This is a genomic window from Pseudoalteromonas rubra (assembly GCF_001482385.1).
GTDB lineage: Bacteria > Pseudomonadota > Gammaproteobacteria > Enterobacterales > Alteromonadaceae > Pseudoalteromonas > Pseudoalteromonas ardens.
Genome location: NZ_CP013611.1, coordinates 3,591,007 through 3,614,638, shown reverse-complemented (window position 1 = coordinate 3,614,638; position 23,632 = coordinate 3,591,007). Strand labels below are relative to the sequence as shown.

The 23,632-nt window shown below is 48.8% G+C and carries 20 protein-coding genes; 10 read left to right on the top strand and 10 right to left on the bottom strand.

Annotated features, from left to right (window positions below):
* Window positions 1-9 precede the first annotated feature (9 nt).
* From AT705_RS15635 to purL, 5 genes are all read right to left on the bottom strand, one after another.
* A complete protein-coding gene (locus AT705_RS15635; RefSeq protein WP_010383031.1) occupies window positions 10-330 on the bottom strand; it encodes a YdbL family protein in 321 nt (106 codons plus the stop codon).
* 11 nt (window positions 331-341) lie between these two features.
* On the bottom strand, window positions 342-521 hold the full coding sequence (locus AT705_RS15630; protein ID WP_010383032.1) for a YnbE family lipoprotein: 180 nt from the start codon (window positions 519-521) through the stop codon (window positions 342-344).
* 12 nt (window positions 522-533) lie between these two features.
* Window positions 534-3,125, bottom strand: coding sequence for an intermembrane phospholipid transport protein YdbH family protein (locus tag AT705_RS15625; protein WP_058797284.1), 2,592 nt, complete (start codon window positions 3,123-3,125; stop codon window positions 534-536).
* A 135-nt stretch (window positions 3,126-3,260) separates the two neighbouring features.
* Window positions 3,261-3,803, bottom strand: a complete 543-nt coding sequence (locus tag AT705_RS15620; protein WP_058797283.1) for a hypothetical protein — start codon at window positions 3,801-3,803, stop codon at window positions 3,261-3,263.
* A 297-nt stretch (window positions 3,804-4,100) separates the two neighbouring features.
* Entirely contained in the window at window positions 4,101-7,985 is a 3,885-nt protein-coding gene (purL, locus tag AT705_RS15615; RefSeq protein ID WP_058797282.1) for a phosphoribosylformylglycinamidine synthase, read from the bottom strand.
* A gap of 183 nt (window positions 7,986-8,168) precedes the next feature.
* On the opposite strand from purL, the gene mltF reads away from it, so the two are divergent.
* The gene (gene mltF, locus AT705_RS15610; protein WP_058797281.1) at window positions 8,169-9,557 is read left to right on the top strand and encodes a membrane-bound lytic murein transglycosylase MltF; all 1,389 of its coding nucleotides are present in this window, start codon (window positions 8,169-8,171) and stop codon (window positions 9,555-9,557) included.
* A 118-nt stretch (window positions 9,558-9,675) separates the two neighbouring features.
* On the top strand, window positions 9,676-9,840 hold the full coding sequence (locus tag AT705_RS25500; RefSeq protein WP_010383038.1) for a hypothetical protein: 165 nt from the start codon (window positions 9,676-9,678) through the stop codon (window positions 9,838-9,840).
* Here AT705_RS25500 and tadA read toward each other — a convergent pair.
* Window positions 9,831-10,352, bottom strand: coding sequence for a tRNA adenosine(34) deaminase TadA (gene tadA / locus AT705_RS15605; RefSeq protein WP_058797280.1), 522 nt, complete (start codon window positions 10,350-10,352; stop codon window positions 9,831-9,833). The genes AT705_RS25500 and tadA overlap by 10 nt on opposite strands.
* Before the next feature lie 170 nt (window positions 10,353-10,522).
* On the opposite strand from tadA, the gene AT705_RS15600 reads away from it, so the two are divergent.
* Window positions 10,523-11,827: an inosine/guanosine kinase gene (locus tag AT705_RS15600; protein ID WP_010383041.1), complete on the top strand. Its 1,305-nt coding sequence runs from the start codon at window positions 10,523-10,525 to the stop codon at window positions 11,825-11,827.
* A 49-nt stretch (window positions 11,828-11,876) separates the two neighbouring features.
* Here the strand turns inward: AT705_RS15600 and glsB are convergent, their stop codons facing one another.
* Window positions 11,877-12,806 (bottom strand): glutaminase B, encoded by a 930-nt coding sequence (gene glsB, locus AT705_RS15595; protein ID WP_049864619.1) that lies wholly within the window; start codon window positions 12,804-12,806, stop codon window positions 11,877-11,879.
* A 117-nt stretch (window positions 12,807-12,923) separates the two neighbouring features.
* A complete protein-coding gene (locus AT705_RS15590; RefSeq protein ID WP_010383043.1) occupies window positions 12,924-13,487 on the bottom strand; it encodes a phosphoribosyltransferase in 564 nt (187 codons plus the stop codon).
* A gap of 226 nt (window positions 13,488-13,713) precedes the next feature.
* Between AT705_RS15590 and AT705_RS15585 the strand changes: the two genes are divergently transcribed.
* The 3 genes from AT705_RS15585 (at window position 13,714) to AT705_RS15575 (ending at window position 17,298) form a co-directional block, all read left to right on the top strand.
* Window positions 13,714-14,274: a DinB family protein gene (locus AT705_RS15585; RefSeq protein ID WP_058797279.1), complete on the top strand. Its 561-nt coding sequence runs from the start codon at window positions 13,714-13,716 to the stop codon at window positions 14,272-14,274.
* A 238-nt stretch (window positions 14,275-14,512) separates the two neighbouring features.
* On the top strand, window positions 14,513-15,658 hold the full coding sequence (locus AT705_RS15580; RefSeq protein ID WP_058797278.1) for a hypothetical protein: 1,146 nt from the start codon (window positions 14,513-14,515) through the stop codon (window positions 15,656-15,658).
* 47 nt (window positions 15,659-15,705) lie between these two features.
* Entirely contained in the window at window positions 15,706-17,298 is a 1,593-nt protein-coding gene (locus tag AT705_RS15575; protein ID WP_058797277.1) for a hypothetical protein, read from the top strand.
* Window positions 17,299-17,346: 48 nt separating this feature from the next.
* Here the strand turns inward: AT705_RS15575 and AT705_RS15570 are convergent, their stop codons facing one another.
* Entirely contained in the window at window positions 17,347-18,843 is a 1,497-nt protein-coding gene (locus AT705_RS15570; RefSeq protein ID WP_058798023.1) for a Calx-beta domain-containing protein, read from the bottom strand.
* A 314-nt stretch (window positions 18,844-19,157) separates the two neighbouring features.
* Here AT705_RS15570 and AT705_RS15565 point away from each other — a divergent pair, with 314 nt between their 5' ends.
* Window positions 19,158-19,415: a hypothetical protein gene (locus tag AT705_RS15565; RefSeq protein ID WP_208856785.1), complete on the top strand. Its 258-nt coding sequence runs from the start codon at window positions 19,158-19,160 to the stop codon at window positions 19,413-19,415.
* Window positions 19,416-19,470: 55 nt separating this feature from the next.
* Here the strand turns inward: AT705_RS15565 and AT705_RS15560 are convergent, their stop codons facing one another.
* Window positions 19,471-20,580, bottom strand: a complete 1,110-nt coding sequence (locus AT705_RS15560) for an FAD-dependent monooxygenase (RefSeq protein ID WP_058797276.1) — start codon at window positions 20,578-20,580, stop codon at window positions 19,471-19,473.
* A 100-nt stretch (window positions 20,581-20,680) separates the two neighbouring features.
* On the opposite strand from AT705_RS15560, the gene AT705_RS15555 reads away from it, so the two are divergent.
* The 3 genes from AT705_RS15555 to AT705_RS15545 all read left to right on the top strand — a co-directional run bounded on the left by AT705_RS15555 (window position 20,681) and on the right by AT705_RS15545 (window position 23,577).
* Window positions 20,681-21,577 carry a LysR family transcriptional regulator gene (locus AT705_RS15555; protein WP_058797275.1) on the top strand — a complete coding sequence of 299 codons (897 nt, stop codon included), beginning with the start codon at window positions 20,681-20,683 and terminating at the stop codon, window positions 21,575-21,577.
* A gap of 436 nt (window positions 21,578-22,013) precedes the next feature.
* Window positions 22,014-22,193, top strand: a complete 180-nt coding sequence (locus AT705_RS15550; RefSeq protein WP_040645059.1) for a hypothetical protein — start codon at window positions 22,014-22,016, stop codon at window positions 22,191-22,193.
* 46 nt (window positions 22,194-22,239) lie between these two features.
* A complete protein-coding gene (locus tag AT705_RS15545; RefSeq protein ID WP_058797274.1) occupies window positions 22,240-23,577 on the top strand; it encodes a radical SAM/SPASM domain-containing protein in 1,338 nt (445 codons plus the stop codon).
* Window positions 23,578-23,632 lie beyond the last annotated feature (55 nt).

The window sequence follows — 23,632 nt, the reverse complement described above, 5'->3', positions numbered from 1 at the left end:
CCCTGAGCGCTATTTTTTAACCCACTTTCCATCGACTTTAACGAAGTGGCCTGGCGCCGTTTTTGCAAATGTTTTCTTGGCAGCCATAGCTTCAACCTGACTCAGACTGATGCCGTTTTTCTTAGCAAGTTGCTGGTACTTCGCCTTGCGTTTGCTGTTTACTTCTTTCACCAGCTTTTTCACTTCACTGCTGCCTTTGATCACGCCCAGATAGCCCGCTGCGGTTTCACCCACTAAGCCCTGTGACTTAGCATCATCCAGCGTAATAGCAAATACCGAAAAGCTCATACAAGCGGCGGCAATCGTGGTCAGTAACTTAGATGCGTTCATAGTCTGGCTCCTTAGAATAATTCACTGTCATCGCTGAACAAATCATCCAGCTCTTTGTCGACCTTAACTCGGATCTCGTGGTCAACTTTGACGTTTAAGTTAATGGTGATAGGCTCTTTGGTTTCTACCTGCACTTTATGTGTACAAGCAGACACCAAACAAGCAAACACCAAAGTTAGCATCCATTTCATGCTGAGTAGCTCCTATTGGTTTAACGCTTTTTCCACTGCCTGAGTAATTTCATCACTCAGACGCAACGCCCTGAACAGGGTATAAATATTCTCACTGTGCGTATAATTGAAATTCACAGGTTGTTGTTTCTGTTTGTTTTCGCCGGCAATTTTTACAGCCAGTTCCAGCTGCCCATCTTGTGACATGTTCACATCGGCACTTAAAGTTTCAATACTCAACTCATCCAACATCTCGAACACAGGCTGCAATTCCGGACGCTGGGACTTTAACGCATTAAATGATGCATTGTCCTCTACTTTCAACATGCTATCTACTATGTTACTCAAATACCCATCGCGGATTTCGGCTTGCCCATTGTGTATAAACACGGGAAGTCTGCCTGAGACCTGGCCGGATAGCTCAACCCCGGCCTCACGGCCAGCTTCGGAGATCAGCATTAAATCCAGATCGCTGGCCGTCACTAAAATCTCCTGATCCCGCTTGTCGAGTAACACTTGCTCAGCCGCGAGCTGGCCGCTAAAAATATTGGCGCTAAACTGACGTAATACAGGCAAATTGTTATCTGAGGTTATCTGACCACGCACATCTGTCAACACAGGTCCTGACCGTACCTCGGTAATGCTCAATGGAGCAGGCGCTAACATGAGGGCCCCTGCATGCCACTTCCCCTTAAGAGGCAAATCAAATCCAGATACGTAGTGGTGATCATACAAAAACGAGGCATCACCAAGGTTTATTTCAAAGTCAAAAGCCTGACGCGACAATTCACCTGAAACACTGGCACTAACCAGGCCCTCTTCTATTTTAAGTTTAGGCACAAACTGGCTGGCCACAGACTGAATCGCCCCCAGGCCATGTTCACCCAGTGTCAGGGTAAATGGCATTAACCCAGCTTCAAGACGGTGTGTCAGTTGTAGTTCAAGGTTATCATGCACCAGCCTATGGGTAAGTGCCAACTGCTCCCTGCCTTTGATGTCACCTTCGCTGTGTGTAACCAAATCTCTGAGCACCAATTGTGGATGTGCCACCAGCTCAATAGTCGAGTTGCCATTGAGTTTGCCAACAGGTCCCTCTGGCCTTAATGCACCGCTAAAACTCAGCTGCTGATGTAGCTCTTTACCTCGCACGTCCTCGCGTTTGAACGAGCCAATCCAAATATCAGCGTTTACATTAGCCGCCAGCGAGTCATCAGTTTCACCATGGCTAGCCATTGTCAGATTGCGCCCCTGCACCCCACTTACCTGATATCGCTCTACCTCAGCATCGAGCTGCCATTGCAACTGCTCAAACGGCACTTGTTGTGCTGTATCAAGGTGTTCGCCCATCGCGATTAGGGTCTGGGCTGACACAGAAGTAGTGACATTGTCTAGCATCATTGCTTCGGTCGCTACAGACTGAGCCTGTGGTTTTGCTGTGACATTGAGTATCAGCTGTTCAGTCACTTTGCCCTGCAATGAAAAGTCACTGCGCATATTCAGTGCCTGCCAGTCGATGGGAAGCTCCTCTGGCGCCTGCGTAACCTCTAAAGTCACCTCCCCCTGACTTTCCAGCTGTGTCCCTGTCAGCAGAAAATCGACTTGCGCATCCAGCAACTGAAATGCCTCACTACGATGCGACACCATCAGTTTGCCCTGCATCTGCTGTTTGGGCAGCTGATAGACAAACTCACTCAGGGTGGCTTCGCTAACGTGTGCAACGTCATGCACGCTCAAACCACGCAGTGTAAGTGCCTGCTCTTCAAATGTAACAGGCTCCGATATACGCGCCTGCAAGTGCCCGGACCAGATACTGTTTTGCCAGGTTTTTGGCAGCCCTGCCAGCAACGCGCTACACTCAACCACAGCCACATCAACAGGCAGCTGACTCAAATCCAGCATTGCATGTTCGTGTGTAAAGTCCCATTGCCCGGTAACCACTCCGTTGACCTGGATCTCAGACTGACACTGAGGCATAGCGTAGTTTAAAGTACTCTGTAACTGAACTGCTGTATTGATAGCCTGACCGTTGAATTCAGCTTCGACAGTACCGCTCAGTGCAGACATGCTCACAGGCAGTTTCGCCTCACGCAAAAACATCTGCACAGCCGGGCTGGATAACCTCAGTGCCGCACGCAGCTTGGTATCACTCAGGGCAAGATCGGCTTCCACATCCCCGGCAATGGTAAAGGCAAAATCATCGGTTTGCTTAACGCTCAAATTCAATGGCTCAGGTAATAATGGACTGGATACAGTGAGCGCCTCAACCTCAACCGTAGGCATGCCTTCAGGTAAGTCGAGCTGCAAAGGTGCAGGCGCATAGCTCACTTGGGTGTTGTTGTCTGTCGGGGTTTGCTGATGCACCACCCTCATGTTCCCAACCCGAAAATGGTCACCATCAAAGGTGGCATCGCTGAGCTCAACCGATACGGCTTCACTGCGCCAGCACATGCGCTCTACGGCAAGCCTATCCCAACTGTCTACGGACCAGTCCAGACACTCAAGCAGGCCCTGCTCCTCGGTCAATATCTGTTTACCAATCGTAAGCGTCAGTGGCACGCGAAAATAATAGACAGTGATCCCTAGTGTAAACAGGGCAAAAAGCAGAATAAGAAAAAAGCGCCGCATTGGTATCTGGTATTCAGTGAGAATTCGCTTAAGTGTAAGGGATCTTGCCAACGAAGTAATCTTTGCCCAAGTAAGAAGATGTTAAGTTGGCAAAAATCTCTTACAAATAGGCCATCATTTCGTCGGCTAACGGGTTTACAGCTTACCCTTACGCTTGAGCTCTTCGAGCCGCTCACGCTCCGCGAGGATCATTTTAATCATATTGACGCGAATATCAGCTTCGAGTTGCTTGTGTTCAGAGAGCTGTTGTTCCAGCAGTGCAATTTCATCCACTTTAGTAATGTCACGATATTGCTTTAAGCCAATGTGCTCAACGAGCACCAAATCCGATGACGCTTCTGCTTGTTCGTTTTCCTGCACCTGAAGATGGCGCTGCTGCACAGACTGCATTAACTTGCTGAGTTGTGCCTGTAACTTACGGATAAACGCCTGGATCAGCGCCATGGCTTTCTCCAGATCCTCATAGTCTTCTTTGAATACCGGATTGTCTTCTTTATATTGACCTGCCTCGTCATCCAGTTCTTGCGACAGTAAGGGGGAGACGGTATCAACCTCGTCGCGATTTTGTATCTCCACACTTACCTTAACATCAGACGCTTTATCGCTGCTATTACGCACTTTTGCTGGCGATACCAGCTTGCTAACTGAAGCGCTACCTGGGTGTACTTGTATGTCCATACTCACTCCTTGACTGTCATTATTGGTCTGTAGGCGTCGCTCTGCGCCCGGAAGTACCTCTAATTCAACCATTGTATCGGTATTTACATAGAAAACTTGAGGAGAGAAAGTATAGAGGATGAATAATACCAAACCATGAACATAGTAATGTGACAGGCAATAAAAAAGGCCACCGAAGTGACCCTTTTCTTTTGAGCTAGTTGAAGTACTGCAGATTAATTCGTCCTGAAGCTGCGGCCCGGCTCGTCATCCATGACTCGCGTAAAACACGCTGCGAAACGTTGTTTCGGTCGTGTTTTACCCAACATTCTTACGTGCGTTACGGAACATGCGCATCCAAGGGCTGTCCTCTTTCCACTCGTCCGGGTGCCAAGAGTTTGCTACTGCACGGAATACGCGCTCTGGGTGAGGCATCATGACTGTGGCACGACCATCTAGTGATGTAATACCTGTGATCCCTTCTGGTGAGCCATTCGGGTTGTTCGGGTATTGCGTAGTCGGCTTACCAAAGTTATCAACGTACTGAACCGCCACTGTGCCAGACTCAAGCGCCGCTTTTACTGCTGCGTCGTTGGCAAACTCAGCATGACCTTCACCGTGTGAGACTGCGATTGGCATGCGAGAGCCTGCCATACCCTGGAAGAATACTGACGGACTTTCTTGTACTTCAACCAAGCTGAAGCGTGCTTCAAAACGCTCTGACTTATTGGTTACAAAACGAGGCCAGTGCTCAGTGCCTGGGATAAGCTCTTTCAGAGTTGATAGCATCTGACAGCCGTTACACACACCTAAGCTGAACGTGTCTTGACGCTCAAAGAAGGTTTGGAACTGGTCGCATGCCATGTCATTGAACAGGATTGACTTGGCCCAACCTTCACCCGCACCTAGTACGTCACCGTAAGAGAAACCACCACAGGCTACAAGACCTTTGAACTCATCTAGCGTTAAGCGACCTTCAAGAATGTCACTCATGTGTACGTCTACCGCTGCAAACCCTGCACGATTAAATGCGGCGGCCATTTCAACGTGTGAGTTAACGCCTTGCTCACGCAAGATAGCCATCTTAGGCTTAGCACCTGTTACAATGTAAGGTGCAGCAACGTCTTCGTTTAGGTCGAAGCTTAGTTTTACGTTAAGACCTGGGTCTTTTTCGTCAAACTTGGCATCAAATTCTTGTTTTGCACACGCTGGGTTGTCACGAAGTGCCTGCATCTTATACGTGGTTTCAGCCCAAATAGTACGTAATTCAGTGCGTGTATTTGCCAGTACTGCTTCGCCGCCACGGTTGAAGATAACTTTATCTTCCGTGTTGAGTGCACCGATAGTATGGCTGATTGCCGTCAGGCCGTTATCAGCAAGAATCGCTTCAACTGCAGCCAAGTCATCGTTACGAACCTGAATAACGGCACCCAGCTCTTCGGTGTAAAGTACTTCAATGTCAGAACCAACTAAGCTATCAAGGTTTACCGTGACACCGGTGCGACCTGCGAATGCCATTTCAGCAACGGTTGTGAATAAACCACCGTCTGAACGGTCGTGGTAAGCCAGTAGTTTTTCGTCAGCGACAAGTGCTTGCATCGCGTTGTAGAAGCCTTTTAGTAGCTCTGGGCTATCAACGTCTGGCGTCTTGTCACCAAGCTGCTTGTAAACCTGTGCCAGGCTTGATGCTCCCATGCGGTTTTGACCCGCACCTAAATCAACTAAGATCAGGCTTGAATCACCTTTATCGGTGCGAAGCTGAGGCGTTACCGTTTTACGAATGTCTTCAACACGGCCGAATGCAGTGATGATCAGAGAAAGTGGTGCAGTTACCGCTTTATCTTCATCATCTTCTTGCCAGGTGGTTTTCATCGACATCGAGTCTTTACCAACCGGAATAGTGAGACCCAACGCCGGACATAACTCTTCACCTACGGCTTTAACCGCTTCGTAAAGACCTGCGTCTTCACCCGGGTGTCCTGCTGCGGCCATCCAGTTTGCAGATAGCTTAATGTTCTCAAGACCACCAATGTTGGCACCAGCAATGTTCGTTAACGCTTCAGCGACAGCCAAACGTGCAGAGGCACCGTAGTTTAGAAGTGCCGCAGGTGTGCGCTCACCCATTGACATCGCTTCACCGTGGTAAGTGTCAAACGCAGCTGCTGTCACAGCACAGTTTGCTACCGGTACCTGCCAGGGGCCAACCATTTGGTCACGGGCCACTAAACCTGTCACCGTACGGTCACCAATCGTGATAAGGAATGTTTTCTCAGCGATAGTAGGAAGACGAAGTAAACGCTTAGCCGCTTCTTCTACATCGATGCTGTCAGTGTTAAGGGCTTCACCTTCGACTTTCTTCGACTCAACGTCGCGGTGCATTTTAGGTGCTTTGCCTAGTAGTACCTCAAGCGGAAGATCAACTGGGTTGTTATCAAAGTGGCTATCTGCGACCGTTAGGTGACGCTCTTCAGTTGCTTCACCGATAACTGCGTACTGTGCGCGTTCACGCTGACAGATGGCTTCAAAACGGTCAAAGTCTTCAGCAGCTACGGCCAGTACATAACGCTCCTGAGATTCGTTACACCAGATCTCGTGTGGTGCCATGCCCGGCTCATCATTCGGGATATTGCGTAGCTGGAATTTACCACCACGACCACCGTCGTCTACCAGCTCAGGGAATGCGTTAGAAAGACCACCTGCGCCCACATCGTGGATAAACGCGATGGGGTTTTCGTCGCCTAGCTGCCAACATTTGTCGATCACTTCCTGACAACGACGCTCCATCTCTGGGTTTTCACGCTGTACAGACGCAAAGTCTAAGTCTTCGTTTGACTGACCAGAAGCCATTGATGATGCAGCACCACCACCCAGGCCAATGTTCATCGCAGGGCCACCCAGTGCAACTAGCTTAGCACCGACAGGGATTTCACCTTTTTGTACGTGCTCAGTACGAATGTTACCCAGCCCCCCTGCCAGCATGATTGGCTTGTGGTAACCGCGTACTTCCTCGCCGTTGTGGCTGTTCACTTTTTCTTCGTAAGTACGGAAGTAACCAAGTAGGTTAGGACGACCAAATTCGTTATTGAACGCCGCGCCACCCAGAGGGCCGTCGATCATGATATCAAGTGCATTAACAATGCGACCCGGTTTACCGAAGTTGCTTTCCCATGGCTGCTCGAATCCAGGGATACGCAGGTTAGATACCGTAAAACCAACCAGACCTGCTTTTGGCTTAGAACCACGGCCTGTTGCACCTTCGTCACGAATTTCACCACCAGAACCCGTTGATGCACCTGAGAATGGGGCAATCGCGGTTGGGTGGTTGTGGGTTTCAACTTTCATCAGGATTTCAATGTTTTCCTGATTGTAGCTGTACTCACCGTCTTTATTCGGGAAGAAACGACCCGCTTTTGAGCCTTTCATTACCGCTGCGTTATCTTTATACGCAGACAGTACATTTTCAGGGTGCGTTTCATATGTATTTTTGATCATTTTGAACAGCGACTTAGGCTGCTGTTCACCGTCGATTGTCCAATCGGCGTTGAAAATTTTATGACGACAGTGCTCAGAGTTCGCCTGTGCGAACATGAATAGCTCGATGTCGTTGGGGTTGCGCCCTAGCTTCTGGAAATTCTCTACCAGGTAATCAATTTCATCATCCGCCAGCGCAAAGCCTTGCTCAACGTTTGCAGTAGCAAGCGCTTCACGGCCACCGCCAAGAATGTCTACAGATGACATTGGGCGTGGCTCTTCAACGCGGAATAGCTGACCGGCATCTTCCAGCGAGCTGTGTACCGACTCTGTCATGCGATCATGTAAAAGCTTGGCTACCTCATCGATCTGCTCTGCACTCAGCGCACCCTCGACATAGTAGGCAATACCACGCTCTACGCGGTGTACTTTATCCAAGCCACAGTTGTTGGCGATGTCAGTGGCTTTCGATGCCCAAGGCGAAATCGTACCAATTCGCGGCGTGACTAAAATCAGGGTTCCTTCAGGCGCATGTTCGGCAATGGTCGGGCCGTACTTTAAAAGCTTGCTCAGCTTGTCCAGTTCAGACTCAGAAAGTTCCGCTGTCAGATCAGCAAAATGCATAAACTCGGCATACACACCCGTCACTGGCAATTGCGCATCGTTACAGCTTTTAAGGATTTTTTGAACTTTGAAATCAGAAAGTGCAGGTGCACCACGTAGGATCAACATAGGTATTTTCATCCGGGGTTAAGGATTGAACGATATTTTGGGCCGCTATTATAGTCGATTTGCCCTCCTTATTTAACTCAAATTTAGCAATTATCGAAAAAAAGCCCCTTCACAAAAGCACCGTTAATTGCGAGCATGGAGCGGTCTGTCACTCTCATTTGGTCAAGGAGCCAAAAGTCACTTATGCGTTTGCTTTCCTCTGTGCTGGTACTGTGCTGTTTATTGCTATTAAGTAGCTGCGAAAAAATGCCCGCCACTCAATTACAACAGATCAAAGCGCTGGAAGTGATCCGCATTGGCACCCTGGTTGGACCCGCGACCTTTTATCAGGGCATTGGTGGCGAACAGGGGTTTGAATATGAACTGGCAGAGCAGTTTGCCAATGAGCTGGGCGTTGAGTTGCAAATGGTGCCTTTTTTCAGCCTAAAAAAGCTGTTCGAACGCCTGCAAAGTGGCGATCTGGACATGGCAGCGGCAGGACTCAGCTATCACCCTCAGCGTGCTGCCCATTTTCGTTTTGGCCCCAGCTATCGCGAGATCAGCCAAAAATTGGTCTTTAAACAAGGCAATACCCGGCCGCGCAACTTTGCCAAGTTAACCGGACCTGTGACCGTTTTAGCGGACAGCCATCATGTGATCTCTTTGCAGCTTGCAAAAAAGCAGTACCCTGAACTCAGCTGGCAAACCGTCGATGACCGGGATCAGGAAGAGCTATTGCAGGGGATCATCGACGGCGACATACAATACACAGTCGTCGACTCGCATTCGCTGGCCCTGTTCCGGCGTTACCACCCCAATGTCAGCATTGCATTTTCCATCACCCAGGCCGATCCGGTTTCCTGGGTGCTGCGCAACGAAAATGACGATTCTTTGTATGCACTGCTGCCGCCATTTTTTGCCAAGATGCAACAATCTAAACAACTGGCCGCGCTCGAAGAGAAGTACTTTGGCCATGTCAGACGCTTTAATTACGTCAACACCCTGGCTTTTGTCGAAGCGAGTAAAACCACACTGCCTAAATATCAGGATTGGTTTATGCAATATGCTGAGCAACACCAGCTGGACTGGCGTTTACTCGCCGCACTGAGCTACCAGGAATCAATGTGGAATCCCAGGGCTAAATCGCCCACCGGGGTACGCGGGATCATGATGCTCACACAGCGCACAGCCAAACAAGTTGGCGTAACACACAGGCTTAAACCGGAACAGAATATTCGCGGTGGCGCCCGCTATTTACGTAAACTCATTAATCGCATCCCCAAACAGATCGGTGCGCCAGACAGAACCTGGTTTGCACTTGCGGCGTATAACGTTGGGTGGGGTCATGTGAATGACGCACGCAAACTCACGATGCGTCAGGGGGGCTCGCCAACCAGCTGGGCAGAGGTGAAAAAACGACTACCACTACTGACTAAAAAGCGCTACTATCGAGAGACAAAATATGGATATGCGCGCGGCGATGTGGCAGTGACCTATGTAGATAATATTCGCCGATACTACGACGCCCTGATCTGGTTGGACGAAAATGGGGCCCTTCAAGTCAATACAGACTCAGAGCAACCAGCCCAATGATCTACAAGGCGTTCTGTTAAGTGTCCGGTACGGTATTCAGATCATGTCATCAAGTTGACATACGAATACGCTATAGCTGTCGCGCGTAGTTGTTCTCTCACTAAAAATGGAGGTTACGATGCTAAGAAGACGTCGAACTCATCAGTTTAAACGTAACACGCGCAACACGAACCCAAATCGTCGCCGTATTATGTTACGCAACATCAACCGTAAGATATTATTACGCCGTCGCATCTATGCACTGATCCAGATAGCGGCAGACGAAAGAGCGGCTCAATCTTGAGCTGCTTGATCGTCTAACCCCGCTTTCCTGGCTTTTTTCTGTGCCTTGATCTCTTTGCGCCGACGCCGAAAAAATGCCGATAATTTCTCGCCACATTGCTCGGCTAAGACCCCGCCAGTCACCTCAACCTGGTGATTCAGCTTGGGCTCCTGCAGCAAATTCATGATTGACCCCGCAGCTCCGGTTTTCGCATCCGAAGCACCAAACACCACCCGTTTGATCCGGCTATGTACCAACAGGCCAGCACACATAGGACATGGCTCCAGCGTGACATATAAAGTGCAATCTACCAGGCGATAATTTTCGATGCGCTGACCGGCATCCCGGATCGCCAGCATTTCCGCATGGGCCGACGGATCGTGACAACAAATAGAGCGGTTCCAGCCAGCACCAACCAGTTCACCGTCTTTTACTACGACGGCGCCAACCGGGATCTCATCTTCCTGCTCGGCCTTGTCGGCATACTCCAATGCACGTTGCATCCAATACAGATCTTGCTGTTGTTCGTCCACCTAAATGCTCCTGGGTACAAAATGGGGGATATTCTAGCTTATTGTCGCGAACTGCGCACTGTGACAGTTATATTGCTAAAATTAGCAAATTGCCATGGCTCATTGACATCAATTTAAGCTATAATTCGCCGCTTTTTTTATTTGACGAGCTCAACACACACGGGTAGAACATGAAATTTCCGGGCCGCAGAAGACATAAACATTATTTTCCAGTCGAAGATAAAGACCCTATAATTAACCAGTTACATGTCGTTGATCGACTTAAACGCAACTACATTTGTGGTATAGACCAAATCGTAGTGGACATCGAAGCTAAGGTCGATCAGGCCTTCCTTGATGAGTTTGGGTTGCAACGCGGTATGTCTCAAGTGATAGACAATGATGTCACCAATGCGCTTTACGATCGCCTGAAACGTGATGACATGATTGACTATGAATTTGCTGGCGGCACCATTGGCAATACCATGCACAACTACTCAGTGCTGGCTGATAGCCGCTCGGTGTTACTGGGCGTCATGAGCGAAAACATTCAGATAGGCAGTTATGCGTATAAGTTTTTGTGTAATACCTCCAGCCGGGTCGATCTTGATTATCTGCAACCCGTACCAGGTCCCATCGGCCGCTGCTTTACACTGATTGACGACAGTGGCGAACGTACCTTCGCCATCAGCGCCGGCATGATGAACCACCTTAAACCTGAGTCAATTGACAAGTCATTGATTGAACACGCCTCAGCATTGGTGATCAGCGCTTATCTGATGCGTACTTCAGGTGAAGAAACCATGACCCAGGCCACCATGCAGGCGGTGAAATATGCCAACGATGCCGGTGTGCCTGTGGTATTAACACTGGGGACTAAGTTCCTGATTGAGCAAGACCCGACCTGGTGGGCAGAGTTCGTCGAAAAACACGTCGACATTCTGGCCATGAATGAAGAAGAAGGCGAAGCGATCACCGGTTTTGACGATCCGTTGTTGGCCGCTGACAAAGCGCTGGATTGGGTTGATTTAGTGATCTGTACAGCCGGACCTAAGGGCCTGTTTATGGCCGGTTACGTAGATGATGAGAAGAAACGCGAAACCGAGTACCCACTGCTGCCAGGTGCTATCCCTGAATTCAACCAGTATGAATTCTCCCGGGCAATGCGCCGTAGCGCGTGTAAACAGCCAATCAAAGCGTACAGCCATACCGCTCCTTACATGGGTGGCCCGGATACCATTAAAAATACCAATGGTGCCGGAGATTGTGCATTAGCGGCAGTCTTACACGACCTGTCGGCGAACGTCTATCACAAGCTCAACGTGCCAAATTCAGCCAAACATGAGCAGCATGCAATTACCTACTCTTCACTGGCACAGATCAGCAAATATGCTAACCGCGCCAGCTATGAGGTATTAGTACAGCACTCACCACGGCTGTCGCGTGGCTTGCCAGAGCGCGAAGACTCGCTCGAACAAACTTACTGGGACCAGTAAGCAATAATAACGGGAGCTATGGCTCCCGTTTTTTGTATCTCACTATCACCTAAAATAATGCGGTGCCCAGCTTTTCAGCCAATAACTCAAGCGCCGCAATACCCGCAACGGAATTACCCACTTTGTCCAGCCCTGGCGACCATACCGCCACCGTAAAGCGACCCGGTGCAACGGCAATGATGGTGCCTGACACCCCGGACTTACCCGGCATCCCCACCCGATAGGCAAAGTCTCCGGCAGCATCATACAAACCACTGGTGAACAGCAAAGAGTTAAGCTGTTGGGTTTGACGTGTACTTAACACCTGCTGACCACTTTGCTGACATATTCCGCCCGTTGAAAGATAAGAAAATGCCCGTGCTAACTCGCATACATTGAGCTCAATGGCACAAAAATTAAAATACGACCACAGTACCTCTTCTACCTGGTTATCAAAGTTACCAAATGACTTCATCAGATAGGCCATAGCGGCATTGCGATAACGATGATCGTACTCAGATTGCGCCACCACCTTGTTAATAGCCACTTTTGGATTCGCTGTGTGGCAGCGATAGCTTTCCAGCATAGTGTGAATAGGCGCACTCAGGCGACTGAACAAAGCATCGCAGGTAACAATGGCCCCGGCATTAATAAAGGGATTACGGGGGATGCCATTTTCAAACTCAAGCTGCGTGAGTGAATTAAATGCCGTCCCCGACGGCTCTTTGCCCACGCGTTGCCACAGCTCATCACCATAACGCTGTAACGCCAGCGTCAGGGTCATGACCTTAGAGACAGATTGAATGGTAAAACGGCTGTCACAGTGGCCGGCACTGAAGGTCTGTCCGTCGGCAGTTTGCAGTGCAATAGCAAACTGCCCCAGAGGCTGCTCAGCCAGCGCAGGAATATAATCAGCGACCTTTCCCTGCTGGGACAAGGGCTGAACCTGCTGTGCAACGTGTTGCAAAATAGCCTGGTAATCGGGCGTGGCTGTTGTCATAGAAAACGGTCATCATCTCAAAAAGCACAATAGCGCGAGTGTAACAGATCTATGGCCACAAAAAAGCCGCACTGAGCAGTATCCGTGCGGCTTTTTCTTGATACCTGTTGGCCCAGCTTACTTGGCAAACAGCTCTTTGATATTGGCCAAATCTGATTTACCGGCGATCAGCTCATCCGGCGTTAAGCCTGATAATTCGTGCGGGAACACCAGCCATTCATCCGACTCGTGAATAAAGTAATCCGGCGTCATAGGGACTTTTTTATTGGTCGGCTTGTAATACGGACAAGCGACGCGAATGTCTTTTGGCAGGTTCAGACGCATCAGCTCTTCGAGTTTTTCACGCAGCGCATAAATACTGCGGCCCGAATCAAACACATCGTCCACAATCAGTAACGAGTCGCCCGCGTTAGCGTTTTCAACAATATAGTGTAAACCGTGTACCTTGATCTCTTTCGACTGCTTGCCAATGCCGTAGTAAGACGAGGTACGCACGGCGATATGGTCGGTTTCTATGCCTTTGTAATCATAGTATTCCTGAACTGCAATCCCGATAGGCGCACCACCACGCCAGATGCCGATAATAAAGTCAGGACGAAAGCCATCTTCATAAACCTGAGCGGCCAGTCGAAATGAATCTTCAAGTAATTGTTGCGCCGTGATATAGCACTTGTCAGACATACAAACCCCGTGTCATTGAGCAAAGAACACCGTACCACTGCGAGCTTACAGATACCTGCACAGGCAGCACGGCTGAGAATAGCGTATAACCGGGTATTTTAGCTGAGTAAAATTAAAATTGCTTGCGCTAGCGCAGTTTTTTTACAGGATGATGAATCTGAGAAAGGCTTGTTTTCCGCACCTATCGGGATTATAACTCTGTTCAGGTAAACTGAAGGAAACACACATGAGCCAACTAACCCAGTTCAGATTGCTGGCCGACTATAATCAATGGATGAATCAAAAAGTCTATCAGGCAGCAGCCCGCCTGAGCGAAGAGGCATTAAAACTAGAGCGAGGCGCTTTTTTCGGCTCAATATTTGGCACATTAAACCACCTTGTGGTGGCAGACATTATCTGGCTAAAACGGTTTGCTTCAAACCGTGCTGGCTCCAGCGCTCTGCAATCCGTACTGGAACAGCCCGACCCTACCAGCCTGACCCAGTGCCTTTTTCAAGACCTCTCTCGCCTGACTACACATCGTCGATGGCTCGACAAACAAATTTTATGTTTTATGGATAAACTGCAGGAGTCCGATTTGGATACCATCCTGACTTACCGCAATACTAAAGGTGCCAGCTTCAGCAAGCCTCTGAGTAGCCTGTTGATGCACTTTTTTAACCACCAGACTCATCACAGGGGGCAAGTTACAACTCTGTTTTCTCAGCTGGATGAAGACATAGGTGATACAGATCTATTGCTGCTCATTGACGAAGTCGATATCCAGGTAAACCAGATCTTGTCCTGACAATTTCAAACCACTTTACCTGTTTTATTCACGATCCCGGCTGTCTACATGCCAGCTCAGTGCTATCCAGGCTGAGCAGCAAGGTCACAGCCTCCTTATCACACACCCGTCAAATTATTACATTTAAATACATGAATAAAACTAATGTAACTTTTAAATTAACACGTTGTATTTGGTTTCCGCACAATGTACCCTAATCAGGTTCTCTGTGACACTACAAAATCAATAAGGAAAATGAATGAAACATACCCTACTGGTAGCGGCAATTACGGTGGCCCCATTTGCCGCAAACGCTGCTAAAACAATTTCTTCCGGCTCCTATGGCCACACTCAGGAACAAGGCAAAATCGCTGCAATTTCTGCACTTGAACGGCAGGCAAATGGTAACCCACTGTCCAACGTACGCACCAGTTGCCGCTCAACTAATTATCCACTCCCCTGGTATTGTACCGCTACCGCGCAAGTTGCCACGCTATCCTTTGGCAGTGACAGCTATGAAATGTGCGGTCGCTCACACAGTAAAAGCGATACCAACGCCCGATTCGAAGCCGCAATTGGTCGGAAATCTTGTGACAGCAACAAGTACTCAACTTATCGTTCAAATTTTGCAGTTAATGAAAGTAGCTTTGCCGGTAATGCATGTGATTACACGTCACCGAAAGGGCGATTATTCAACAGTATCTGGTTACTGGACAACGCTGATAAATCGGGTGATAACTCAATTTTAGGCTGGGCCTATCACGAAACACAAAAAGACGTTCACAACACTCATTCAATTTGTGACGAAGGTGTATTTGCCAGATTTAAGTGGGAGAAAAAGTTCTATAGCTGGGAATGGGTAAAACGTTCAGAAATGAGCTTCAGCCGTGCAGGCCTGTATGATCAGGATGTGATTGGACGAGCAGCAACACTCGTACACGAAGCCAGACATATGGACAAATCACATGGTAACGCCGGTGGTGCGTGCAGCGGTTCAAGCTGTGATCCCAACTGGAGCTATAACGGCTCAAATACTTATCAAGCATTATGGTTGTGGTGGTTTGCGGTCAATGCTAACGATGCAACCCCGGCTATGCGGGCCAGTGCTGAGCAACACGCAAACTACACAATCAACCGCCGCTTCGTTACACCGCCAGCGTATCACGCAGACAAAGATGCTGAAATCATCAATAAATCAACGGCATCTGGTTTAAGTCGCCCTATAGAGCCATCAAACACAGTAACCTTCACCGCAGCAGGCGGGGTAGAGTCAACGGTGCGCTCACAAGCAACATCTGGCTTTGTAAATAAATATGGTAAACAACCAACCAAAGTTGAATGCAGCCATAACCCACATAATATGGGGCCTCCTCCGTGGATCTGTGTCGCGACAGGCCCTAAATAACGCTCGTTTTAACTCAGCCCCTGCAAAGGGGCTGCATAAGGTATTGTATGAAGTACTCCTATTTTCTGTTTCTGGTTACAGCATTAGGCCTGCCATTTTGTGCAACCGCTAACAGTAAAGCCGCCGCTGAAGATTTACTTAAACCTTTAACGTGCGCAGTAACAGAGGCGAATATTGCTTGCTCGATAGCGCTATTCAAATTAAATGCCATGGCGTTAAAGCATGTCCCGCTGACAGCCTCAAAATCTATCGAACTGTCCAGCGCCCTGCAATTAAGTGCAATTGAACATCTGGTATCAGGCAATATTCGCCAAGTCCCGGGATCCGTCGTTAGCTTTGAAACTCTCGATATATCGGGTGAAGGTCACGCCATGCAACATGCACTGGCATTTAAAGACATGCACTTTTCACATAAACCACCGAGCAACACTCAGTTCTATGCCAGGCGCTATAATAATCCGTTGCCGACTTCTCCTGAAAACCTGCGACAACTTGCGGCACTGGACATGAGCATTGAAGAGTTAAACTGGCGAATCAACACACCGAAGAGCAATGTCCATGTGACAGCAACGGGCGTTAAGCAAAATGCAAAACAGGTCAGCAAACCCGGCAGCTATCAAAACGTGACTATTAAGCCGAATTCCAGCTGGCATATAACGCCCGGAACTTTTCACCTGATGTCACTCAACGCAGGTGAAAACACTAAAATCATAATAGAAAACAACCCTGAAAACACAAACCACACCGTACTTTACGTTCATGGCGACCTAGAGACTCTGCCAGTTATCGATAATCGCACGCATGGCGCACTGGCAATAATATACCTAGGTTCAACTGACATCACGCTCTCTCACCCCTTTAACGGCGTATGGTTTTCACCAGATGCCCATCTCACTCTGACAACCCTGCCTGATAATATGTTGCAGGTTGGCCAGTTCAGAGCCAAAAGCATCCAGGTAGAAGCAGGGGTACATATTCAACATTACCCTTTCGATCTGTTCAGCCTGATCCCTGCCGAACTTGTTGCTGAAGCAGAAGACTTGAATCCTCAGTCTGAACTCAGTGCGATAAATTACAGCAGCGTTCAGCTAGAGCAAATGATTGAGGCCCACCTCAATAACTTATTTGGTATGGGAGAGGAAGCAAATCAACAATATGCTAAATCTCTGGAAACCCTGCGCAAAAATGCCCATCTCGTTGTGCCTGAACTGTTCAAAATCTATGATGATACTGCACTTACTGTTGAAGGTCAGATGCGGCGCTGGTCTGCTGTGCATATACTAAGTGAACTGAACAGCCCGCTGGCTAACAACAAACTATATGAGATTGCGATCTCCAAACCGGACTATACGTTTGCACCGAATATCTCTTCTGATCACACCCATGGTCCTTCCTACGAATCTCGTGAATTGAGTATTCGCGCCGCGGCTATGGATGGTATTGCAAATCTGGCTGCGCTGGGCTACACGCAAAGTGACGAAACATTAGCAAACTACATACTCGGGCCACAAGATAAGGAACCTATGACGCTAAGATATGCCATCAAAGGCTATTTGAAGGGCAATGACACCGAGGTGCGACGTGAGCAATTGCTAAGGCATCTGGGCCCTGAATATCGGGCTTTTATACAAGGTGAGTAACCCATACTCACAAGATTGTCAGGACTGCCCAAGGCAGTCCTGAACTTATCAGTCACAGCCTTTTTGAATACTGGATGTCCAGACCTTCAATATAAAGTCGTTATAATCGCGGTCGTTTTGGTCTTCCCAATACTGTTTGTCACCATAAACACGATAATTGGTGGTCAGCTGGTTAGGGTTACCATTAATGGATAGCACATAGTCATAACTGGCCCCTTCAATGACATCATAACTGCCTGAGCCACCGTATTCGTCCAGCAGTTTCACATAGCTACCATTAACCCGGACACCCCAGTCATTGTTGTAGCCTGCGCTTTCGCTGACAAACTGGTAATGAATGCGGGTGTAATTATCCGGGATACAGGCGGGGTCGTTGTCTTCTATGGTGCCCGCAACAGTCTCGGAACCACTGGTGTGTGTTACGCCCTCAACCACTAAGGTCAGCGCCTCGCTTTCTTCATGGCTGTCATCGTCCAGGGTAGCAATGCTAATGGTCGCACTGGTTTCGCCCGCAGCAATTGTGATGCTGGCAGATGGCGAGGTGTAATCATCGGCAGAGGTGGTGTCATCCAGCACACTGACGTCGAACGTCACATCCTGATAATAGGCATTACTTAAAGTCACTTGATATTCGAGCTGCCCCCCTTCCGATACCGTATCAGTGACAGCTTCTACCGTGAAGGTCGGTTCAGGATCTGTTTCACAACTCGGTGTGGTGTAACAGGCCACAGCCTGATCGGTATTCACCGCCAAATCGTTGAGCCGCACTGGCACCGTAGCCAGTAAACAGGTATTACCCGACTGAGGATTGAGTTTGTATAGCTTGGAGCGATTCACATGCCCATAGTCGTTGATCAGGGTACGGCTGACAACCACTTCACCGGCCTGATTTAACGCAGCCCCTGTGGCAGCGGTCAGGCTATGGTTCGCCAGTTTAGTGGCCTCGAAGGTGGTTTTATCTATCTGATAAACACTGCGACTGGTGATCAGATACCAGTTACCATTTTGGATCACTAAGTCGCCACGAAACTTGCCTTTGAGCGAGCCCAGTACACCCAGCTCTGTCGCTTCACCCGTGTTTTTATTTATTTCATAGAGCTTTTTAAAATCAGTGCCCAGCAGTACATCGCGCTCGGGATCATACACCATACTCAGCACCTGAGAGGTTCTGCCCACCAGCGTGTGCGTATCGGTAGCAAAATCATAGTATGCCAGGCGCAGATATTTAAAGCGCTTGCCTTCTATCGGAAGGTGCGTTAACTGCTCTGCACTGAGGTTAAGGTGACTCACGTCAACCTGATATTCAAACGGTCTGGGCGCTGACACATAATACATGCGTTTGCTGGCCGGGTCATAAGCCAGTGCTGAGGCACTGAATTCCGCCAGTGTTTGTGCGTAAGCACTGTTATCTTGTTCGTTCAGACCAAATAAAATCCCCACATCGCCACGACCCGCATTAATGCCATATAGCTGGCCACTACAAGTATTCGCGTAAGAAACAGAAGACGCCACCAGGGCAATCAAAGAAAGTGATGTTTTTAGCATGGTAATAAACTCGTTCGGTTCATCCAAATTCAGGCTAATACAACACAAAGTAATGACACATCTACCTCCGCTGTATGATGCGATTTCCTATTCCATTAGGAGTGAGTGCTTCCATTATTATCTTTGCAATCTGAGGTCATGATGCGTGTTTAAACACAAAAAAGCAACATAAAAATAGGAATAATGGATTAATCTTATATCAAAAAAGCACCATAATCAGATTTTCTGAACAATCTCAGCACAATACAAGCTGCTTGATTTTTAGCCAGCACGTACCTATTAAGATGTATAACTAAGTAAAAGGAATAACGCTGATGAACAACGACGCTCTGTCTCTGATACAGACAATGCTAACAGCAGGGCTGATTCTCACACTGAGTGTACTCAGCCTCTGGTGTCTGATCAGGATAGTGAAATGGGCCAAAGGGATGCCAAAAGCAGCTTATCTGGTCATGGCAATCTTCCCATTGCTATCTTTGTTTCCTATTCCACCGCCCGTATTTAAAAATGTGGCAAAGGCGAAGCAAGAGCAGCGCAAGCGTAAAGAGGTACCCGCAGACCCGCCTGAATAACCGCCTTTAGGGTCTCACTCTGTTGCAACGCCAGCAGACCTATCCAACCCTTATGCTAAGTCAGCCCCTGCATCCATAGCTGACTTAGCTGAGCCAGGGATACACCTGACGGCGCGGTCGATGCCTCACGATACCCGCAAAACAGCTGCTGCGCCAATTGCCGCCCAGCAACCTGGGCCATAGTCACTTTTTCTATCCTCAGCTGATAAAACCTGCCGAGCACCACGCTGAAATCGTGCTGCTGTGACATCAGGCAGCTCAACAGCCAGGCATCTTCCAGTGCCTGACACGCACCTTGCCCTGAAGTCGGTAATGCAGCGTGCGCGGCATCACCGATTACAACGACATTGTCTTTATGCCAGTATGGAAGTGGCTCTAAATCATGCACAAAAATAGCCCTGACAGAGCCCGGTTCAGCGTGCCTCAAAACAGATTGAACCGCTTCAGCCCATCCGCCAAATCGCTGTTTTAACTCGCACAGCCAATCGCGCTGACTGCAACTTTTATCGAGCGGTGTGCGCCACGCCCCTGCCCAGTAATACATATCCGGCTTTACAGGCACGATGCCGAAACGTTCACCAGAATAACGGAAGTCGCCAATACTGTTTGGTAAGATGCCAGGCTGAAGCTGACTGATCCCTATCACATTGATAAACCCCTGATAGCACGGTGACACTGGCGATGTAAATAGCGCCTGACGCACCACCGAGTGCATCCTCCCATCAGCACCAACGACTAAATCATATGTCTGTCTGAGCTTATCTATATCCTGCTCAGTCACTGTGGTTGCAAATGCAATAGATATCCCCTGCGCGCTTAGGGCGTCACCCAGTATCTGTATCAAATCACGGCGCAATATGGTCACAGTCGCGTGACCACTAAGTCGATTTAGCTCATCAATATCCAGCGCACTTTGCCGGTTTCCACTGCGGTCATACTGACACACAAACTCGGGTGTCCCACCGGCTCGAATGATGTCCGATGCTAACCCCATTTGCTCTAACACAAACATCGCGTTGGGCCACAACGTAACGCCAGCTCCCATCACCCTGTGCGCGGCTGCACGCTCGTACACCTTCACTTCATGTCCTTGTTTGCTTACCAGCAGAGCCAGTGCCATACCAGCAACGCCAGCCCCTATAATCGCAATTCGTTTTTTCTGCATTATTCACTCCATTCAATATCTTGAGTGCAGTGTGACAAAGCAGCTTAGTGGGATAAATATGGTATTATGACTTTGTAAATCCCATTTATTGAGATAGTGAATGATCGAAAGGACCGATATTCAATGGCTATTGAGCTTTGCCGCAGTCTATGAAAAGTTAAGCTTTAAGCAGGCTGCACAACATCGCCAGCTGCCCACATCCAATATCAGCCGCCATGTAGCCCAGCTGGAGCAGCACTTAAACACCCGACTACTGGAGCGAACAACACGAAAAATGCGCCCGACAGCGGCAGGCGAACAACTTTATCAGACACTTAAGCCGCTCATTCAAACAATGGATGATGCACTGATAGAGGTGTCTCAGCACCATGATGCGTTGTCTGGCCACCTCAACCTGGTTGCGCCAGATTTACCTGTACTGGCAACGCTTATCGCCGATTTCTGCCACCAGCACCCTGATATACAACTCAGTTGTGACACACAATTAAACCCCACTGAAGGCATGCTGGAGGGGTTAGATCTGGTTGTGCGCTTTGGCCGCGGCACACTGGAAGACTCTGGCTGGGTTTCACAATCCCTTCTGCATCTGCCCAGCTGTGTTGTAGGCGCTCCTGAACTGCTGCACCGTCATGCCCATGTGCACTCGCTGGATACACTCAGTAAAGTGCCCTGTATTACCAGCCTGACCGTGCTACAAGGTGCCCCGTGGCGATTCAAACACAATAGAACCTTGCATGTGCAATCCAGTTATAAAGTGAATAGTGGCCACATGGCTAAAGCCGCCGCAATCCAGGGACTGGGCTTTGCCATTTTACCGCGACATATGTGCCAGGCAGAGCTGGAGGCGGGCTCTTTAATGGAGCTCATGTTAGACCATGAACCGGAAGATCTGGTGTTATATGCATTTTACTCAGGTCGCAAATACCCTCAGAAAAAAGTCACTGCGCTCTTATCACACCTTAAAACAGGACTAAGTGAGTTGATGGATACAAAGTAAGTACGTCTGTATCAATGCAACAGCCAGACTATGCTCACTATAAACCTGCCAATGAGACGACGATAAAAGCCAGTCCCTTGTAAACGCACTCAATAAATAAACTCGCAGCCTTTGCTTTGCGATACTGCTGTTTTTGGCCGTTTCTTGCTCGCTTCACGGGTTACCATACTCCACGCAGGAGCGTCAGTGTTCACTGAGTACCCAACTTCCCAGCCCGCTTATCAAACCTTATCAAGTTCAATTCCCTCAATAATTTATCGAGATAAACTTTTGATTTAATTTGATATTGAAGTTATTTCGTCATTTTGACAGCGGGACACCGACCTCGCAGGATTAAACTTGTACCGGCTTTTCCTGCCCGGTGCCCGGTGGCACTGTGCTGCAACCGGCAGGTCATCAGACCTAAATTCATTTTAACTTTTTTCGAGGTAATACCATGAAAACAACAAAGCAAAACAAAAAAGCGGTTATTGAAGCAGAGCAATTACTGGCAAAAATCGAAGGTGGCTCAAAGCTAAGCAACACTTATCAAAGCAAAGGCGCTGAGCAAGATGCCATGGGTGCAGATTCAACCGGCCCTGGCGTGCAGATCTACGGTTCAAGTCTGGCTGACTAATTGCCAGCTTCATAACACGCACAACCATAACTGATTAGGGGCAAATATGACTGATTTAGCGCACAGATCTGATATCCGAATCAATGCGGCATACAGACAAACTTATGCGGTTTGGGAAATTACATTGAAATGCAACCTGGCCTGTAATCATTGCGGTTCCAGGGCGGGCGATGCCCGAGTCGATGAGTTATCCACCAGTGAAGCACTGGATTTAGTCGCGCAGATGGCTGAGCTGGGCATTAAAGAAGTCACCCTAATCGGCGGCGAAGCATTTATGCGTCCCGATTGGTTGGAGATCGCAGCAGAGATCACCAAAAAAGGCATGAAAGCGACCATGACAACGGGCGGCTACGGGATTTCTCTCGGCACAGCTAAACGGATGAAGGAAGCTGGCATTGCGGCGGTCTCTTTATCCATTGACGGGATGGAGCGCAGCCATGACCTGCTAAGAGGAAAGCAAGGCGCCTGGCAGAAGTGTTTTGAAACCATTGCACACCTGCGCGAAGCAGGGATCCCGGTAGGCTGTAACTCACAGGTCAATCGCGAGTCAATTGCAGAGCTCCCCACTCTGTACGAAGCGCTGCTTACAGCCGGAATATCAGCCTGGCAATTGGCCCTGACAGTGCCCATGGGTAACGCAGTTGAAAATGCCCATATTTTACTCCAGCCATATGAATTACTGGATGTCTTCCCGCTGCTGGCATACCTGTCAAAACGCGGCAACCGTGAAGGGATACGGGTACACATGGGGAATAATATTGGCTACTTTGGACCTTACGAAAGGTTACTCAGAGAGCCCATTGCATCCGACCCCAAATGGGCGTTCTCACGGGGATGCAGTGCAGGTCAAAATGCCATTGGCATTGAAGCTGACGGCAGTATTAAAGGCTGTCCCTCATTACCGAGTGAGGCCTATACCGGTGGCAACATTCGTGAACGTACATTACAAGATATCTATCAAAATAGCCCTGAGCTACGCATCAACGACGTCACCACCCCTGAAGATGCCACCCGGCATTTGTGGGGCGAATGCGCAAGCTGCGAATTTGCAGCAGTTTGCCGTGCTGGCTGTCACTGGACTGCACATGTGTTTTTTGGCAAGCGTGGAAATAACCCCTATTGTCATCACAGAGCACTAAAAAAAGCGGCAAAGAATCAAAGAGAAAGGTTTTATATTCAGCAAGCAGCGCCGGGCAAGTCGTTCGACCATGGTGTTTTTGCGATACACGACGAGCTCTGTGTGATGAACGCTGACTCTGACGAATTCCAAACTGAGAAGATGGCGATCCCTGCGCGCTGGCAGGACGAGGGGCTGGACCTGGTAACCCTGATCCGTGAAGAAAAGGCCAGTGCCATCAATAACTACCGCGCATTGCTTGGATAAGCCCAGAACACCGCCAGATTTACCGCCTGAGTACAGGGCTAACACTGGCTCAGAT

Bases quoted from the DNA above. Each gene is read 5' to 3' on its own strand.
- AT705_RS15635 (WP_010383031.1), bottom strand. From the start codon at position 330: ATGAACGCATCTAAGTTACTGACCACGATTGCCGCCGCTTGTATGAGC.
- AT705_RS15630 (WP_010383032.1), bottom strand. From the start codon at position 521: ATGAAATGGATGCTAACTTTGGTGTTTGCTTGTTTGGTGTCTGCTTGT.
- AT705_RS15625 (WP_058797284.1), bottom strand. From the start codon at position 3,125: ATGCGGCGCTTTTTTCTTATTCTGCTTTTTGCCCTGTTTACACTAGGG.
- AT705_RS15620 (WP_058797283.1), bottom strand. From the start codon at position 3,803: ATGGACATACAAGTACACCCAGGTAGCGCTTCAGTTAGCAAGCTGGTA.
- purL (WP_058797282.1), bottom strand. From the start codon at position 7,985: ATGTTGATCCTACGTGGTGCACCTGCACTTTCTGATTTCAAAGTTCAA.
- mltF (WP_058797281.1), top strand. From the start codon at position 8,169: ATGCGTTTGCTTTCCTCTGTGCTGGTACTGTGCTGTTTATTGCTATTA.
- AT705_RS25500 (WP_010383038.1), top strand. From the start codon at position 9,676: ATGCTAAGAAGACGTCGAACTCATCAGTTTAAACGTAACACGCGCAAC.
- AT705_RS15600 (WP_010383041.1), top strand. From the start codon at position 10,523: ATGAAATTTCCGGGCCGCAGAAGACATAAACATTATTTTCCAGTCGAA.
- glsB (WP_049864619.1), bottom strand. From the start codon at position 12,806: ATGACAACAGCCACGCCCGATTACCAGGCTATTTTGCAACACGTTGCA.
- AT705_RS15590 (WP_010383043.1), bottom strand. From the start codon at position 13,487: ATGTCTGACAAGTGCTATATCACGGCGCAACAATTACTTGAAGATTCA.
- AT705_RS15585 (WP_058797279.1), top strand. From the start codon at position 13,714: ATGAGCCAACTAACCCAGTTCAGATTGCTGGCCGACTATAATCAATGG.
- AT705_RS15580 (WP_058797278.1), top strand. From the start codon at position 14,513: ATGAAACATACCCTACTGGTAGCGGCAATTACGGTGGCCCCATTTGCC.
- AT705_RS15575 (WP_058797277.1), top strand. From the start codon at position 15,706: ATGAAGTACTCCTATTTTCTGTTTCTGGTTACAGCATTAGGCCTGCCA.
- AT705_RS15570 (WP_058798023.1), bottom strand. From the start codon at position 18,843: ATGCTAAAAACATCACTTTCTTTGATTGCCCTGGTGGCGTCTTCTGTT.
- AT705_RS15565 (WP_208856785.1), top strand. From the start codon at position 19,158: ATGAACAACGACGCTCTGTCTCTGATACAGACAATGCTAACAGCAGGG.
- AT705_RS15560 (WP_058797276.1), bottom strand. From the start codon at position 20,580: ATGCAGAAAAAACGAATTGCGATTATAGGGGCTGGCGTTGCTGGTATG.
- AT705_RS15555 (WP_058797275.1), top strand. From the start codon at position 20,681: ATGATCGAAAGGACCGATATTCAATGGCTATTGAGCTTTGCCGCAGTC.
- AT705_RS15550 (WP_040645059.1), top strand. From the start codon at position 22,014: ATGAAAACAACAAAGCAAAACAAAAAAGCGGTTATTGAAGCAGAGCAA.
- AT705_RS15545 (WP_058797274.1), top strand. From the start codon at position 22,240: ATGACTGATTTAGCGCACAGATCTGATATCCGAATCAATGCGGCATAC.